Raw genomic sequence first — 13,223 nt, forward strand, 5'->3', positions numbered from 1 at the left:
GCGTCAGTATCCCAGTGGCGGCGCCGGCTCGTTCACCGGTTCCGCAACACGCATCTCGTCCGTGTTGTCTGTCGCGAGGTCTTCATAGGCGCGCCAGGCGAGAACGAGGAGAAAGGCGAAGAAGGAGAAGGAAATCACGATGGCGGTCAGGATCAGCGCCTGCGGCAAGGCATTGGCCGCCGGACCGGAAAGCACATCGGCACCCTCCGCTATGACCGGCGGTACGTCGCGCGTCAGGCGGCCGCCGGTGAAGATCAGGAGGTTCACCGAATTTCCCAGGATCGCCACGCCCAGGAGGACGCGGATGATGGATTTCGACAGAAGCAGGTAAATGGCGACGGTGAAGAAGAAAGTGACCAGCAGGGAAAACCAGGTCTCCATCAGGCGCCCCCTCTTTCTTCAAGCGACAGCGCGATCGAACTGATGGCACCGACGACGACCAGGTAGACCCCAGTATCGAACAGCATGACCGTGGAGAGCGGAACCTCGACGCCGAAAAAGGAGGGATAAATCCACAGCCCGGTCATGAACGGCACCCGCGCGAAAAGTGACGCAAGTCCCGCCAAGGTCGCGGCGAAAAGGCCGGCGCCCGCGATAGCCATCGGGTGGAAGAATATCGCCCGCCGCACCGTCTCCACACCGTGGGCGATGCCGTAGATCGCCAGCGCCGAAACGGCGATCAACCCGCCGATGAAGCCGCCTCCGGGCTCGTTGTGGCCACGCAGCAGCACAAAGATCGAAAAAAGCATCATCAATCCGGCGAGGAAGGGCGCGACGGTCCGAAAAATGATCGACTTCATACCGGCTCCTTCGTGTTCGCTTCAGCGGCCGCGATCTCGCGCGTTTCGCCGCGTCTCAACGATCCCGCCCGCAACCGCACGAGGGAAAGGATCGACAGGCCAGCAACCAGCACGACGGCAATTTCCCCGAGCGTATCCGTACCGCGGAAGTCGACGATGATCACGTTGACCACGTTCGCGCCGTGCGCGATCGATTTCGAATAGAGGTTGAAGAATTCCGTCAGCGTCGAATCGAACGGCACGCCGGTAACCCGGAGTAGGAAAAGGCCGAATCCGATTCCGCAGGCGAGCGCGATTGTGAAGTCGGGAAGCTTCTGTCTGAGTGGTCGGTGATCGGAGGGAGACAGCCGCAGCCGGGTCATCACCAGTGCCAGCACGACGACGGACAGCGTCTCTATCATGAACTGGGTGAAGGCGAGATCCGGAGCGCCGTAAAGCAGGAAGAGCATCGCAACGGCGAAGCCCTGAATTCCGAGCGACACGATCGCCGTCAGCCGGTCCGCGGCCAGCACCACGGCGAAGAGGCCAAGCACCGCGATCGCCATGATCGCGAACTCGTGCAGCGGCACGTCGCCCGGAAAGAAAGGTGCGCGCGGGAATTCGCCATAGCGCAGCGGCAATGCGAGCATGACGGCGGCGACGAGCAGGAAGGTTACGGTCATGTAGTTATCGAGACGGCCGCCCTGCAAGCGCCGGGTCGCGGCGACCGCAAACCGCACGAGGCCGCGTATGAACTGGTCGAAGCCTCGATCCGGTCCCCAGCCGATATCGGCAAGGATCACCGCCATGGCTGCGCGCAGCCGCGTCAGATTGAGGAACAGAACGACGCCGACCGCCAGCGTCACCACGGAGAGCAACAGCGGCACGCCGATATGCGGTGCGAGCGATATCGTCACGGTTCTCGGCTCGCCGGCAACGGCCGAGGCCATGGGCGAGGTCACGAACCGATGAACGAGGCCCGACATCAGCGCGATGAAAAGGCCCATCGCAGCCAGGATAGCCGGGCCGATCCAGAGGAGCACCGGTGCCTCGTGGGCATGCTTCGGCGTATCGACCTTAGGGCCGAGAAACGGTTTTAGAGCGATCGCGAAGCCGACGGCGAACATCAGGCCGTTGCCGAGGATGGTCAAGGCCGCGAACACCATGGACCGACGGTCGAAACCGGAGAGTGCGGCGTAGATTTCCTCTTTCGCAAGGAACCCGAAAAAGGGCGGAAGGCCGCCCATCGACAGGGCCGCCGCAAGAGCTATGGCGAAGGTCAGAGGCATGGCGCTGCGCAGGCCGCCGAGCTTCGTCAGGTGGCGCGTACCGGTTTCATGATCGATAATGCCGGCCACCATGAACAGCGCCCCCTTGAACAGGGCATGCGCCACCAGGTAAAGCACTGCGGCTTCAATGGCGTAGGGCAGGCCGAGCCCGGTCAGCATGACCAGAAGACCCAGCGACGACATGGTCGTATAGGCCAGCATCATCTTCAGGTCCGTCTGGCGCACTGCCAGGGCGGCTCCGGCGACGAGCGTCGTCACGCCGAACAGCGGCAACAGCACCTGCCACTCCGTCGTGCCGCCGAGCACCGGGTTGAGCCGCATCAGAAGATAGACGCCCGCCTTCACCATCGTCGCCGAGTGCAGATAGGCCGAAACGGGAGTCGGCGCTTCCATGGCGTTCGGCAGCCAGAAGTGAAACGGAAACTGTGCCGACTTGGTGAATGCGCCGCCGAGGACGAGGAGCAGCGCCGCGAGATAGAAGGGGCTCTGCTTCAGTTCGTCTCCGAAGGACAGCAGCAGCGAAAATTGCGTGACGCCGCTGACGTTCCACAGGATGAGGAGCCCGGCTAGCAAGGCAAGTCCGCCTCCCCCGGTCACGACCAGAGCCTGCAAAGCCGCGCGGCGCGCCGCCTCGCGGCCGTGATCGAAGCCGATCAGCAGGAACGAAGTGATCGACGTCAGCTCCCAGAAGACGAAGAGCATCAGGAAGCTGTCCGAGACGACGAGGCCCTGCATCGAGCCCATGAACATCAGAATGAACGAAAAGAAGCGGCCCTGGTCGGGATGCCCCTTCAGATATCCGCCCGAATAGAGGACGATCAGTGTGCCGATGCCCGAAATCAGAAGTGCGAATGTCAGTGACAAGCCGTCGATCAGCCAGGAGAAGCTGACGTTGAAGGATGGTATCCAGATATAGCCGCCGGTGACGATCTCGCCGGCGGCGACTTCCGGAATGAAGCCTGCGAGATGCATGAAGACGGCGAGTGGCGCCAGCGCCAACAGCCAGGCGGCATTCCCGCCGAGAAGCCGGGTCAGGGCCGGCGCGACGACGGCCGCGGCAAAGGGAAGACCGAGGGCCAGGAATGTCAGGGCCGCGGCATCCATCGTATCGACACGCTCCTTGTCTTTGATCTTTCAGTCAAGCTTTAACCGGACATAGAAGATGGTCGGGCCTGCCTCAAGGGAAATCGGCCGGGGTGTGAGGTTATGCCACGTTTATACTGTGTAGAGGGCAGCGGCTTCGTCCCGACCCTGATCATCCTGTCCAAAACGCGGAGCTCCTGGCATCGACTCCCATTTGTGCCCAAGCAGAACCCATCCTATATATTCGCTGCAATCGAAAGGAGCGCAGCCATGTCCGAAAACCGGATGCCGAAGATTACGAAGACGAACGAGGAGTGGCGGGCAGCGCTGACGCCCGAGCAGTACCGCGTCACACGCGAACATGGCACCGAGCGTCCCTTCACCGGCCCCTTCCTCGACAATAAAAGGCATGGCACCTACAAGTGCGTCTGTTGCGGCCGCGCGCTGTTCCGCTCGGATACAAAGTTCGATTCCGGCTGCGGCTGGCCCAGCTATTTCGCCCCGGTCGATCCGGACGCGATCTCTGAATATGTGGACCGCTCGCACCACATGGTCAGAACGGAGATTCGCTGTGCCGATTGTGACGCCCATCTCGGCCATGTCTTCCCCGACGGGCCTCCTCCGACGGGCCTGCGCTATTGCCTGAACGGCACCGCGATGACATTCGAGGAGGATTGACCACGGGCCTGTTTCGGCGGCACTTTCCAGCATGCGTGTGGTCTGCCGCATGCCCTTAAACCCGGAACGTTTTGAAGATAAGATGGTGCAGCAGTTCAAAGCCGTTGCGGCGGCCCTCGGCGTCCAGAACAAAACGCGCGGCGCGGTGAGGAGAAGCGGCAGGTCGAACGAAGCCTAGAGGACGCCCCGCATGCGCCGTGCCTGTATCGCATCTCTGCTCCTCGTGACGCTTGCCTCGCCCGCTGTCGCCGAGGACGACTGGCACCCTTACGCCAATCCCCGCTTCGGTTACACGGTCGACATCCCGCCCGGATTCGAGATGGGCCTCGAGGCCGATAACGGCGACGGCGTCAGATTTCACGCCGATGACAACGGCGCGACGCTCATGGTGTTCGGCACCCATCCGCCGGATGGCGACTTCGAAACCGACGTCGCCGAAAGGATCGGCTACGAGAAGCAGGACGACTGGCGAATCATCTTCTCGCGCGTCACGTCCGCCTGGGCGAGCTTTTCCGGCGCGCGCGAGAGCGACGTCTTCTATACGCGGGCGATTGCGCTCTGCGACGGCAGCGCCGCCTATTTCAGGCTCCAGTATCGGAAGAGCAAACTGACCAGTTTCGATGGGGTCATCTCGCGCATGGCCTCGGCACTCAGGCCGTCGGAAGAATGTCAGCCTGCTGCAGACTGAAGCTGCAGCTCTGACTCCAAGCTTAAGATACGGCGGCGCTGCTGATGCAGGTTAGGACTGCGGAATAGTGCACAGCAGCTCCCGTGACGACGAAGCCGTGCCAGATGGCGTTCTGGAAGCGCAGGCGCTCCCAGACATGGAAGATGACCCCGACCGAATAGATGACGCCACCAATGACGATCAGAGTGAGCGTCGTTGCGCTCAAGGCGGTAAAGAGGGATTTCGCGGCGAGCAAGCCGCTCCAGCCCATTGCGAGATAAAGCAAGATCGCCAGCCGATCGAAGCGCCCGGGCAGGAGGCACTTCATGGCGATGCCGGCGGCTGCGATAAGCCAGATGGCGACCAGCATCGAGAAGAGGAACGGATCATCCCAGCCGCGCTGCAGAAACGGCGTGTAGGTTGCAGCGATCAGCACGAAGATTCCGGAGTGGTCCAGCCGACGCAGCAGCCACTTGGCCCGGCCGACCGGAAGGAGATTATAGACGAATGAGATGGACAGAGCGGCGATGAGCCCGCCGCCATAGATCGAAGCCGCGGCCAATTGCCCGGACGTGCTCCAGACGGTGGCGTAAAAGATCAGGGCGGTAACACCGACGAGCGCCGCCGAAAGGCCGATCCCATGGACGATTGCGTCGGCGATCATCTCCGATCGGTCGTAGTCCCATTTGACGCCGGCAACCTTCACGCGGCCCCTCCCGCTCCGCTTCCGATATCCGTGCAGCCTGCAGCAGCAACGAAATACCTCATGATCGATCACGGCGAATTCGAACGGTCCGTAACGCCGCACAAGACCACTGGTTCGGTTCATCCTGCCACAGGGCAGCGGCGCGTCAAAGCACCAGGATCGGGCGAAAGGATCAACTTTTGCAACGCATTACAACAAATACCGCACCCTCCGCCGGAGCGTGCGGCAGGCGGCTTCCTCTGGAGCAGGTGGGAGTTTGGGCGGTTATCTCCCGCCGGTCGCGATCTCGGCGGCGCAGGTCTGACAGAGCGGAGCATGCGGCACGGCGCGCAGCCTTTCCGGGGATATGGGGTCGCCGCAACGCACGCAAATGCCGAAGGTCCCTGCTTCGATGCGGTTGAGTGCAGCATCGATCGCGCGAATTTCGCCCTGGCCGGCCAGGCCGAGTCCTTCCAGGACCTCATCGCTCTCCCGTTCCGTTACGCGATCCGGCACATCGGCATTCATCGGCTGCTCGAGGTCTTCTTCTATCTGCACCAACCGGCCATGAAGTTCGCGTTTGCGGCGCAAAAGCTGTTCGCGAAAGTCGTCAAGCGCATACTTATCCATTGCGTGACTCCTTCGGATCGCGGCGCAGGGGGCCTGCACCGTGCCGTTTTATTCCCAGTGTTACCGGTCGACGAGAACCGCGCAGGGGCAATGGCTGACGACACGGCTGGCGGTCGACCCGATGAAATAATCGATCAGGCCCGGGCGGTGGGACGCGATGATCACCAGGTCGGCCTTCTCTTCCTCGGCCAGTGCATTGATACTGCCGGCAGCTCCGCCGGTGCGGATTTCGACGCGTCCGTTGATGCCATGCTTGGTTTTCAGCGCTTCCAGGGTCTTGACCGCGTGCTTGCGCGATTCCTCGATCATCTCCAGCGGAAAATCGACGATCATGTAGCCTTGTGCATAGGCGTTGAGATCCTCGACGACGTTGAGCAGAATGATCTCTCCCCCCTCGTCGATCAGTTTCTCGGCGATGCCAAGGACGGACTCGCCGTGCTCCAGTTGATCCATGGCGATCGGCACGATGATCTTCCTGTACATGCTGCTACGTCCTTTTCTATGTTACCACGTCGCACGCCGAATGCGACGGCCCCTGGCTCCCGATAGAGACGGAAACCACATCACGTACGCCGTCCTGCGCCGGACCGACATCGAACGGTGACGGCTGTACGGGCCTTGACTTGGATCAAAGTGACCGCCCCTCTGCTCCCATCGCTCCCACCGTTAAAGGTAGCGCGGCCGCGACGACTGTCAACGTTTGTCGAACACAACATCAAGTAATATAAGAGCTTCCGCCTACCTGTTCACGTACTCATATTGGATTGAGGGCAGCAGATCACAGTCTCGGGCGTCGCCCTCCCGCTGTCCGAAAGGCGAATAGGATGAAGGACACCGCACAACCGAAGCCGCAGGCCAGCGTTCCCGCCGATCACGCGACCGCGATGCCCGCTTATGTCGACCGGTCGCATCTTGTCGTAAGCGACCTGGAGACGGTGTCGTCCTGGTACCAGCGGATACTCGGCCTGTCGCCGATCGAGGCGCACAAAAGCGGCGTGACGCTTGGCGTCGCCGGAAGACCGCTCCTGACATTGACGGGCGACGGCAATGCCGTAAGGGCTCCGCGAAGTGCACCCGGTCTCTTCCATCACGCATTCCTGGTTCCGGACCGCACCGAGCTCGGACGCTGGCTCGTGCACGCCGCCGAGAACGGGGTGCAGTTGCAGGGAGCCTCCGATCACCTCGTCAGCGAAGCAATCTATCTCGCTGATCCGGAGGGTAACGGAATCGAGATTTATCGCGATCGCCCACGCGCCGAATGGAATTACGGAGCGGACGGCATGGTGGCAATGAACACGCTGCCGCTCGATCTGCAGGCACTCTACGACGAGGTGCCGAAGAACAGCTGGGACGGCTTGCCGGCCGGCACCAGGATCGGTCACATTCACCTCCAGGTCTCGGATATCCCGCAGGCGGACAATTTTTTCCGCAATGGCCTGGGGCTCGACCTCATGGCACGCTACCCTGGAGCCAGCTTCTTCGCGACCGGCAAGTACCATCACCACGTGGCGGCCAATATCTGGAATTCTCGCGGAGCGCCGAAACGCCTGGGCAACATGACCGGTCTTGCCGACTACACGATCCGCTTCCGGGACCCGGAGGCCCTCGACGCGGCGATCCAGAAGCTCGACGCGCTCGAAATAGCGAGGGACAGGCAGGGCGACACGCATAGCCTCACCGACCCGTGGGGCATCGGCCTCAAACTCGTCGCCTAGGCGTCTCGGCGGCCCTTTCCGCTTGATCGCCGCGCTGGTGCCCTCTATCTCATTGTCTCCCCCATACGGCGCCGCACGTCTCGTCAGACGCGCAAGAGGTCGCTGTAGCGCATTAATCTGCTGCCTGTTTTCCCCTCCGGAAGACATGCAGCAGGACCGATCCCGGAGACATGCCTTGTCCGTATTCAAGAACCTGCCCGCCGCACCCGTCGCCCCGAAAAAGCCGGCAACGGATACCCGCCACGGCATGACCCGCACCGACGATTACGCTTGGCTCAGGGCCGAAAACTGGCAGGCCATGTTCAAGGATCCGTCGATCCTGGATCCCGAGATCCGTCGCCATCTGGAGGCGGAGAATACCTATATGAACGCCGCGATGGCGGACACGAAGGATCTGCAGAAGACGCTGTTTGCCGAAATGCGCGGCCGGATCAAGGAAGACGATTCATCGGTTCCGATGAAGGATGGACCTTTTGCCTACGGGACGTCCTACGTCACCGGCGGCGAGCATCCGCGCTATTTCCGGATCCCGCGCGAGGGTGCAGCGGGCGACGAGACGATCCGCAAGGTGCTGCTCGACGGCGACAGGGAGGCTGAAGGTAAGGCCTATTTCCGTATCGCCGGGCTCGACCATTCGAGCGATCATTCCCGCGGAATCTGGGGGTACGACGACAAAGGGTCCGAATATTTCACTTTGAAGGTGCGCGACCTTTCGACCGGCGAGGACCTCGAGGACCTGCTCGAAAATACGGGCGGCGGCGGCGCCTGGGCGCCGGACGGCAAGAGCTTCTTTTATACCGTGCTCGACGAGAACCACCGGCCATCGAAGATCTTCCACCACGTCATCGGAACGCCGCAGTCGGAAGACCGGCTGGTTTATGAGGAGCCCGATCCCGGCTTCTTCATGTCTGTCGGCGGTTCGCTCCTCGACGATTTCATCTATATCGACATCCATGACCACGAGACGAGCGAGTATCGGCTCATCCCGACCAGCGACCTTGCCGCGGAGCCCAGGCTCGTGGCGGAGCGCGTAACCGGTCTGGAATATTCCATGACCGAGGGCGGCGACGTCTTCTACATTCTGACCAATGCCGACGGCGCCAAGGATTTCAAGATCATGGAAGCGCCGGTGGAAGCGCCGCAGAAGGAAAACTGGCGCGAGGTCGTGCCGCACAAGCCGGGAACGCTGATCCTCAGCCATATGGCCTATGCCCGGCATCTGGTCTGGCTGCAGCGCCGCAACGGGCTGCCGGAAATCGTCATCCGCGACCGCCGCACCGGCGAGGAACACGCCATCGCATTCGCCGAGGAGGCATATTCTCTGGGGCTTTCGGGTGCGGCCGAATACGACACCGACATCATCCGCTTCTCCTATTCGTCGATGACGACGCCTTCGCAGCTGTTCGACTACGACATGCAGACGCGCAAGCGCACACTGCTCAAGACGCAGGAAGTCCCCTCCGGGCACGATCCGGACGCCTATGTGACCCGCCGGGTATTCGCCCCGGCGCATGATGGCGAGCAGGTGCCGGTCACCCTGCTCTATCGCAAGGACACACCGCTCGACGGATCCGCCCCTTGCCTGCTTTACGGCTACGGTGCCTACGGCATCACCATTCCCGCCAGCTTCAACACCAACTGCCTGTCGCTCGTCGACCGCGGCTTCGTCTACGCCATCGCCCATATCCGCGGCGGCAAGGACAAGGGCTTCCACTGGTACGAAGACGGCAAGATGGCGAAGAAGACCAATACGTTCAAAGACTTCATCGCAGCCGCCGATTATTTGAATCAGGAAAAGTTCACCTCCTACGCGAACATCGTCGCCGAGGGCGGATCGGCTGGGGGCATGCTGATGGGCGCCATCGCCAATATGGCGCCGGAGAAGTTCCGCGGCATCATCGCCGCGGTGCCCTTCGTCGACGTGCTCAGCACGATGCTGGACGACACGCTGCCGCTGACACCCCCGGAATGGCCCGAATGGGGCAATCCGATCGACAGCCCGGAGTTCTACGACATCATCGCGAGCTACTCGCCCTACGACAATGTCGGTGCCAGGCCGTATCCCGCCATTCTGGCGCTCGGAGGCCTGACCGATCCGCGCGTCACCTATTGGGAACCGGCGAAATGGGTGGCGAAACTGCGCGAGGAGACGACCGGCAGCGAACCCATCCTGCTCAAGACCAACATGGATGCGGGCCACGGCGGCGCTTCCGGTCGCTTTCAGCGGCTGGAGGAGATCGCCTTCGAATATGCCTTCGCCATCAAGGTCGCAGGCAAGGCGTAAGGGGAAGAGCCGGTGCCGGTCTATGTAGCACTGCTCAGGGCCGTCAATGTGGGCGGCACCGGCAAGCTGACGATGGCGGACCTGAGGGCCGCCTGCGATGGGCTCGGCTTCGCGGGGGCCAAGACCTATATCCAGAGCGGCAACGTCGTTTTTCGCTCTGACCTGCCTGAGCCCGCAGTGCAGGCGAAACTCGAACAGGCGCTGGCGGCGAAAATGGGCAAGGCGCCGGGAGTCTTGCTCCGCAGCCGCCGCCAACTGGAGGACGTCGCCGCCAGGGCGGAGCGGTTTCTCGATGCCAAGCCGAACTTGCTGCTGATCACCTTCCTGCCGGAGCCGCCTCCCCGCGACGCGCTCGACAAGCTGGTGGCACCCGATGGAGAAAAGGTGCGGATCGACGGGCGCGAAATCTATATCCACTATCCGAATGGATCCGGACGATCGAAGCTGAAGCTTCCGGCGCTCAGACCGGGCACGGCGCGCAATCTCAACACAATACGCAAGCTGGCGGAAATGGCCGCCGCGATGGAAGTGGGTTCCTGACGTTACAGCGAGACGCCGACACCTGTGCATACTCTGCTGCGCCCCTGCCAATTTGGCAGGAGAACAAACGCAAGGAGGGATAAAGGTGGAGGACTTGGCCAGGTACAGACACGATCTGCCGCTTGTACGGGGCGGCATGTTCTTGAGCGACGGTGGCATGGAGACCGCGCTGATCTTCCAGGAGGGGATCGAACTCCCGCATTTCGCGTCCTTCGTCCTGCTCTCGACGGCGGAAGGCCGGCGGCGGCTTCTGCGCTACTACACGCGCTATCTCGAAATCGCCAGGCGCCACGGCACCGGCTTCGTGCTCGATACCGCCACATGGCGCGCCAATGCCGATTGGGGTGAAAAACTCGGCTACGATGCGGCGGCATTGAGAAAGGTCAATCAGGATGCCGTTGATCTCCTCACGGGGTTGCGCACCGAGTACGAGCGGCCGCAGGCTCCGGTCGTCCTCAATGGCGTGATCGGCCCGCGCGGCGATGGCTATCAGGCGGGCCGGATTACGGCCGACGAAGCGGAGGACTATCATTGCGCCCAGGTCGCCACCTTTGCCGACAGCCAAGCAGACATGATCACGGCCGTCACGATGACGAATACCGAGGAGGCGATCGGGGTCGTCCGGGCCGCCAGGGGCCATGACATGCCCTGCGCCATCTCCTTCACGGTGGAGACCGACGGCCGCCTGGTTACCGGTCGCTCGCTACAGCACGCGATCGAGACGGTGGACGCCGAGACCGGCGGTTATCCGCACTACTACATGATCAATTGCGCCCATCCGACCCATTTCGAGAATGTGCTGGAACGGCAGAGCGCCTGGGTCCGGCGGATCGGCGGCATTCGCGCCAATGCCTCGACGAAGAGCCATGCCGAACTCGACGAGAGCGAGACATTGGATGCGGGCGACGCGTGCGACCTTGCAGAACGTTATCGTTCGCTCACCCGCCGCCTGCCGCATTTGCGGGTGCTCGGCGGCTGTTGCGGTACCGACCACCGGCACATGGCGGCGATCTGCGAGGCGTGCCTGCCACGAGCTGCGCTCAGTGCCTGATCGCGACGGCCCCTTCGCACGAAGGAGCGAGGGGGCTCATATAGGCGTCCAGGCCGAAAACTCGCGAAAAGCGCGAGGCTCGTGTAGACTTGCTGCGAAAGGGCGGCCGACTTCCGGCGTGCCGCTGTATCGCGATGAGTTCCGTTCCAACGCAGCCAATTTCAAAGATGACCGCATTCCGCTTCGACAACAGCTACGCCCGGCTGCCGGCCAATTTCTACGCCCGTGTGGAGCCGACGCCGGTCGCGGAACCGTGGCTGATCAAGCTCAACCGACCGCTGGCCGTCGAGCTTGGGCTCGACTCCGAAGCGCTCGAACGCGACGGCGCGGCGATCTTTTCGGGTAATCTCGTCCCCGAAGGTGCCGAACCGCTCGCCATGGCCTATGCGGGCCACCAGTTCGGCGCTTTCGTGCCGCAGCTCGGCGACGGACGTGCCATCCTGCTCGGAGAGGTGACCGACGCCGGCGGACGGCGGCGCGATATCCAGCTCAAGGGAGCCGGCCAGACGCCCTACTCCCGCCGCGGCGACGGACGGGCGGCGCTCGGGCCTGTCCTACGCGAATATATCGTCAGCGAGGCGATGCACGCGCTCGGCGTGCCGACGACCCGTGCGCTGGCCGCCACGGTCACGGGTCAGCCCGTCTACCGCGAACAGATCCTGCCGGGTGCCGTCTTCACCCGGGTCGCGGCAAGCCACATTCGTGTCGGCACGTTCCAGTTCTTCGCGGCACGCGGCGACATGGAGTCGATAAAGACGCTCGCGGATTATGTGATCGACCGTCATTATCCGGAGCTGAAGAAGGATGAGAAACCCTATCTCGCGCTCTTCAAGGCGGTCGCGGCGCGTCAGGCTGCACTGATCGCGCGCTGGCTGCATGTCGGCTTCATCCATGGGGTGATGAATACCGACAATATGACGATTTCGGGCGAAACGATCGATTTCGGCCCCTGCGCCTTCATGGACGTTTACGATTCGAAAACGGTGTTCAGCTCGATCGATCAGTTCGGCCGCTATGCCTATGCCAACCAGCCGGCGATCGGTCAGTGGAACCTCGCCCGCCTCGCCGAGACGCTGGTGACGCTGTTCGATCCCGTGGCGGACACGGCCGTGAACCTCGCCAACGACGCTCTTGGCGAATACGGGAGTATCTTCCAGAACCATTGGCTCGGCGGCATGCGGCGCAAGATCGGCCTGTTCACGGACGAAGACGAGGATCTCGACCTCGTTCAGTCGCTGCTGACGCTCATGCAGAACGGGAAAGCCGATTTCACTCTCACCTTCCGCCAGCTGGCGGCATCCGCGGAAAACGCGGCCGCCGATACGGAGCTTGCAAGCCTCTTCGAAGAACCGCAGGCACTCTCACCCTGGCTCGGGGATTGGCGCCGAAGGCTCGAACGCGAACCGCAGCCGGCGAGCGAACGCGCGGCCGCGATGCGCGCCGTCAATCCCGCCTTCATTCCGCGCAACCACCGGGTGGAACAGGCGATCGATGCGGCAACGCAAGACGCGGATTTCTCGCTCTTCGAAGCGCTCGTCGAGGTGACCTCCCGTCCCTATGAGGACCAGCCGGGCCGCGAAGCCTACGCCGCGCCACCAAAGCCGGGCGAGGAAGTGCTCCAAACCTTCTGCGGCACCTGACACTCCCTGTCGATCGTCATGAGACCATGTCGACAATCTCGGTCTCCGGCGGATTGTGGCCATTGAAAGGCACGCGTTTTGCGTTAACTTCGAAATAGCGCACCGACCGGGCTCCGCACGGAGCCGCGCCTTCGTCATCGGCAATGCGCATTCTCCTCCAGGCCCGGCCGGGCCTGCCCGCG

13 protein-coding genes are annotated in these 13,223 nt (G+C 62.6%); 7 read left to right on the plus strand and 6 right to left on the minus strand.

All coding sequences use genetic code 11. The features are described from left to right. Positions 1 to 3: 3 nt before the first annotated feature. From ACTJKL_RS14000 to ACTJKL_RS14010, 3 genes are read right to left on the minus strand one after another with little or no spacing between them, the layout of a single operon-like run. Complete coding sequence (locus ACTJKL_RS14000; RefSeq protein WP_018094535.1) at positions 4 to 381, minus strand: Na+/H+ antiporter subunit C; 378 nt, start codon at positions 379 to 381, stop codon at positions 4 to 6. Then, positions 381 to 800, minus strand: a complete 420-nt coding sequence (locus ACTJKL_RS14005) for a Na(+)/H(+) antiporter subunit B (RefSeq protein WP_018094534.1) — start codon at positions 798 to 800, stop codon at positions 381 to 383. Before ACTJKL_RS14005 ends, ACTJKL_RS14000 begins: the two co-directional genes overlap by 1 nt. Next, positions 797 to 3,172 carry a putative monovalent cation/H+ antiporter subunit A gene (locus tag ACTJKL_RS14010; protein WP_440853124.1) on the minus strand — a complete coding sequence of 792 codons (2,376 nt, stop codon included), beginning with the start codon at positions 3,170 to 3,172 and terminating at the stop codon, positions 797 to 799. The genes ACTJKL_RS14005 and ACTJKL_RS14010 overlap by 4 nt, the downstream gene beginning before the upstream one ends. 249 nt (positions 3,173 to 3,421) lie before the next feature. Here ACTJKL_RS14010 and msrB point away from each other — a divergent pair, with 249 nt between their 5' ends. Both msrB and ACTJKL_RS14020 read left to right on the plus strand, forming a co-directional pair. After that, positions 3,422 to 3,829 (plus strand): peptide-methionine (R)-S-oxide reductase MsrB, encoded by a 408-nt coding sequence (gene msrB / locus ACTJKL_RS14015; protein ID WP_100672002.1) that lies wholly within the window; start codon positions 3,422 to 3,424, stop codon positions 3,827 to 3,829. A 190-nt stretch (positions 3,830 to 4,019) separates the two neighbouring features. Continuing rightward, entirely contained in the window at positions 4,020 to 4,517 is a 498-nt protein-coding gene (locus ACTJKL_RS14020) for a hypothetical protein (RefSeq protein ID WP_100672001.1), read from the plus strand. Positions 4,518 to 4,539: 22 nt separating this feature from the next. Here ACTJKL_RS14020 and trhA read toward each other — a convergent pair whose 3' ends face one another. The 3 genes from trhA to ACTJKL_RS14035 form a co-directional block, all read right to left on the minus strand. Then, positions 4,540 to 5,202 (minus strand): PAQR family membrane homeostasis protein TrhA, encoded by a 663-nt coding sequence (gene trhA / locus ACTJKL_RS14025; protein WP_440853125.1) that lies wholly within the window; start codon positions 5,200 to 5,202, stop codon positions 4,540 to 4,542. Between the two features lie 264 nt (positions 5,203 to 5,466). Then, on the minus strand, positions 5,467 to 5,811 hold the full coding sequence (locus ACTJKL_RS14030) for a TraR/DksA family transcriptional regulator (protein ID WP_018094528.1): 345 nt from the start codon (positions 5,809 to 5,811) through the stop codon (positions 5,467 to 5,469). Between the two features lie 60 nt (positions 5,812 to 5,871). Then, complete coding sequence (locus ACTJKL_RS14035; RefSeq protein ID WP_100671998.1) at positions 5,872 to 6,294, minus strand: universal stress protein; 423 nt, start codon at positions 6,292 to 6,294, stop codon at positions 5,872 to 5,874. A gap of 341 nt (positions 6,295 to 6,635) precedes the next feature. Between ACTJKL_RS14035 and ACTJKL_RS14040 the strand changes: the two genes are divergently transcribed. From ACTJKL_RS14040 to ACTJKL_RS14060, 5 genes are all read left to right on the plus strand, one after another. Next, complete coding sequence (locus ACTJKL_RS14040) at positions 6,636 to 7,526, plus strand: VOC family protein (RefSeq protein ID WP_440853126.1); 891 nt, start codon at positions 6,636 to 6,638, stop codon at positions 7,524 to 7,526. A gap of 175 nt (positions 7,527 to 7,701) precedes the next feature. Beyond that, a complete protein-coding gene (locus ACTJKL_RS14045) occupies positions 7,702 to 9,810 on the plus strand; it encodes a S9 family peptidase (RefSeq protein WP_440853127.1) in 2,109 nt (702 codons plus the stop codon). Between the two features lie 12 nt (positions 9,811 to 9,822). After that, complete coding sequence (locus ACTJKL_RS14050) at positions 9,823 to 10,350, plus strand: DUF1697 domain-containing protein (RefSeq protein WP_275599990.1); 528 nt, start codon at positions 9,823 to 9,825, stop codon at positions 10,348 to 10,350. Between the two features lie 94 nt (positions 10,351 to 10,444). Continuing rightward, a complete protein-coding gene (locus ACTJKL_RS14055) occupies positions 10,445 to 11,401 on the plus strand; it encodes a homocysteine S-methyltransferase family protein (RefSeq protein WP_324763092.1) in 957 nt (318 codons plus the stop codon). Positions 11,402 to 11,568: 167 nt separating this feature from the next. After that, on the plus strand, positions 11,569 to 13,041 hold the full coding sequence (locus ACTJKL_RS14060) for a protein adenylyltransferase SelO (RefSeq protein WP_324763091.1): 1,473 nt from the start codon (positions 11,569 to 11,571) through the stop codon (positions 13,039 to 13,041). The last annotated feature ends 182 nt before the right edge of the window (positions 13,042 to 13,223 follow it).

Source organism: Sinorhizobium sp. 22678 (assembly GCF_052044265.1).
GTDB classification, from domain to species: domain Bacteria; phylum Pseudomonadota; class Alphaproteobacteria; order Rhizobiales; family Rhizobiaceae; genus Sinorhizobium; species Sinorhizobium meliloti_A.

Bases quoted from the DNA above. Each gene is read 5' to 3' on its own strand.
- ACTJKL_RS14000 (WP_018094535.1), bottom strand. From the start codon at position 381: ATGGAGACCTGGTTTTCCCTGCTGGTCACTTTCTTCTTCACCGTCGCC.
- ACTJKL_RS14005 (WP_018094534.1), bottom strand. From the start codon at position 800: ATGAAGTCGATCATTTTTCGGACCGTCGCGCCCTTCCTCGCCGGATTG.
- ACTJKL_RS14010 (WP_440853124.1), bottom strand. From the start codon at position 3,172: ATGGATGCCGCGGCCCTGACATTCCTGGCCCTCGGTCTTCCCTTTGCC.
- msrB (WP_100672002.1), top strand. From the start codon at position 3,422: ATGTCCGAAAACCGGATGCCGAAGATTACGAAGACGAACGAGGAGTGG.
- ACTJKL_RS14020 (WP_100672001.1), top strand. From the start codon at position 4,020: ATGCGCCGTGCCTGTATCGCATCTCTGCTCCTCGTGACGCTTGCCTCG.
- ACTJKL_RS14030 (WP_018094528.1), bottom strand. From the start codon at position 5,811: ATGGATAAGTATGCGCTTGACGACTTTCGCGAACAGCTTTTGCGCCGC.
- ACTJKL_RS14035 (WP_100671998.1), bottom strand. From the start codon at position 6,294: ATGTACAGGAAGATCATCGTGCCGATCGCCATGGATCAACTGGAGCAC.
- ACTJKL_RS14040 (WP_440853126.1), top strand. From the start codon at position 6,636: ATGAAGGACACCGCACAACCGAAGCCGCAGGCCAGCGTTCCCGCCGAT.
- ACTJKL_RS14060 (WP_324763091.1), top strand. From the start codon at position 11,569: ATGACCGCATTCCGCTTCGACAACAGCTACGCCCGGCTGCCGGCCAAT.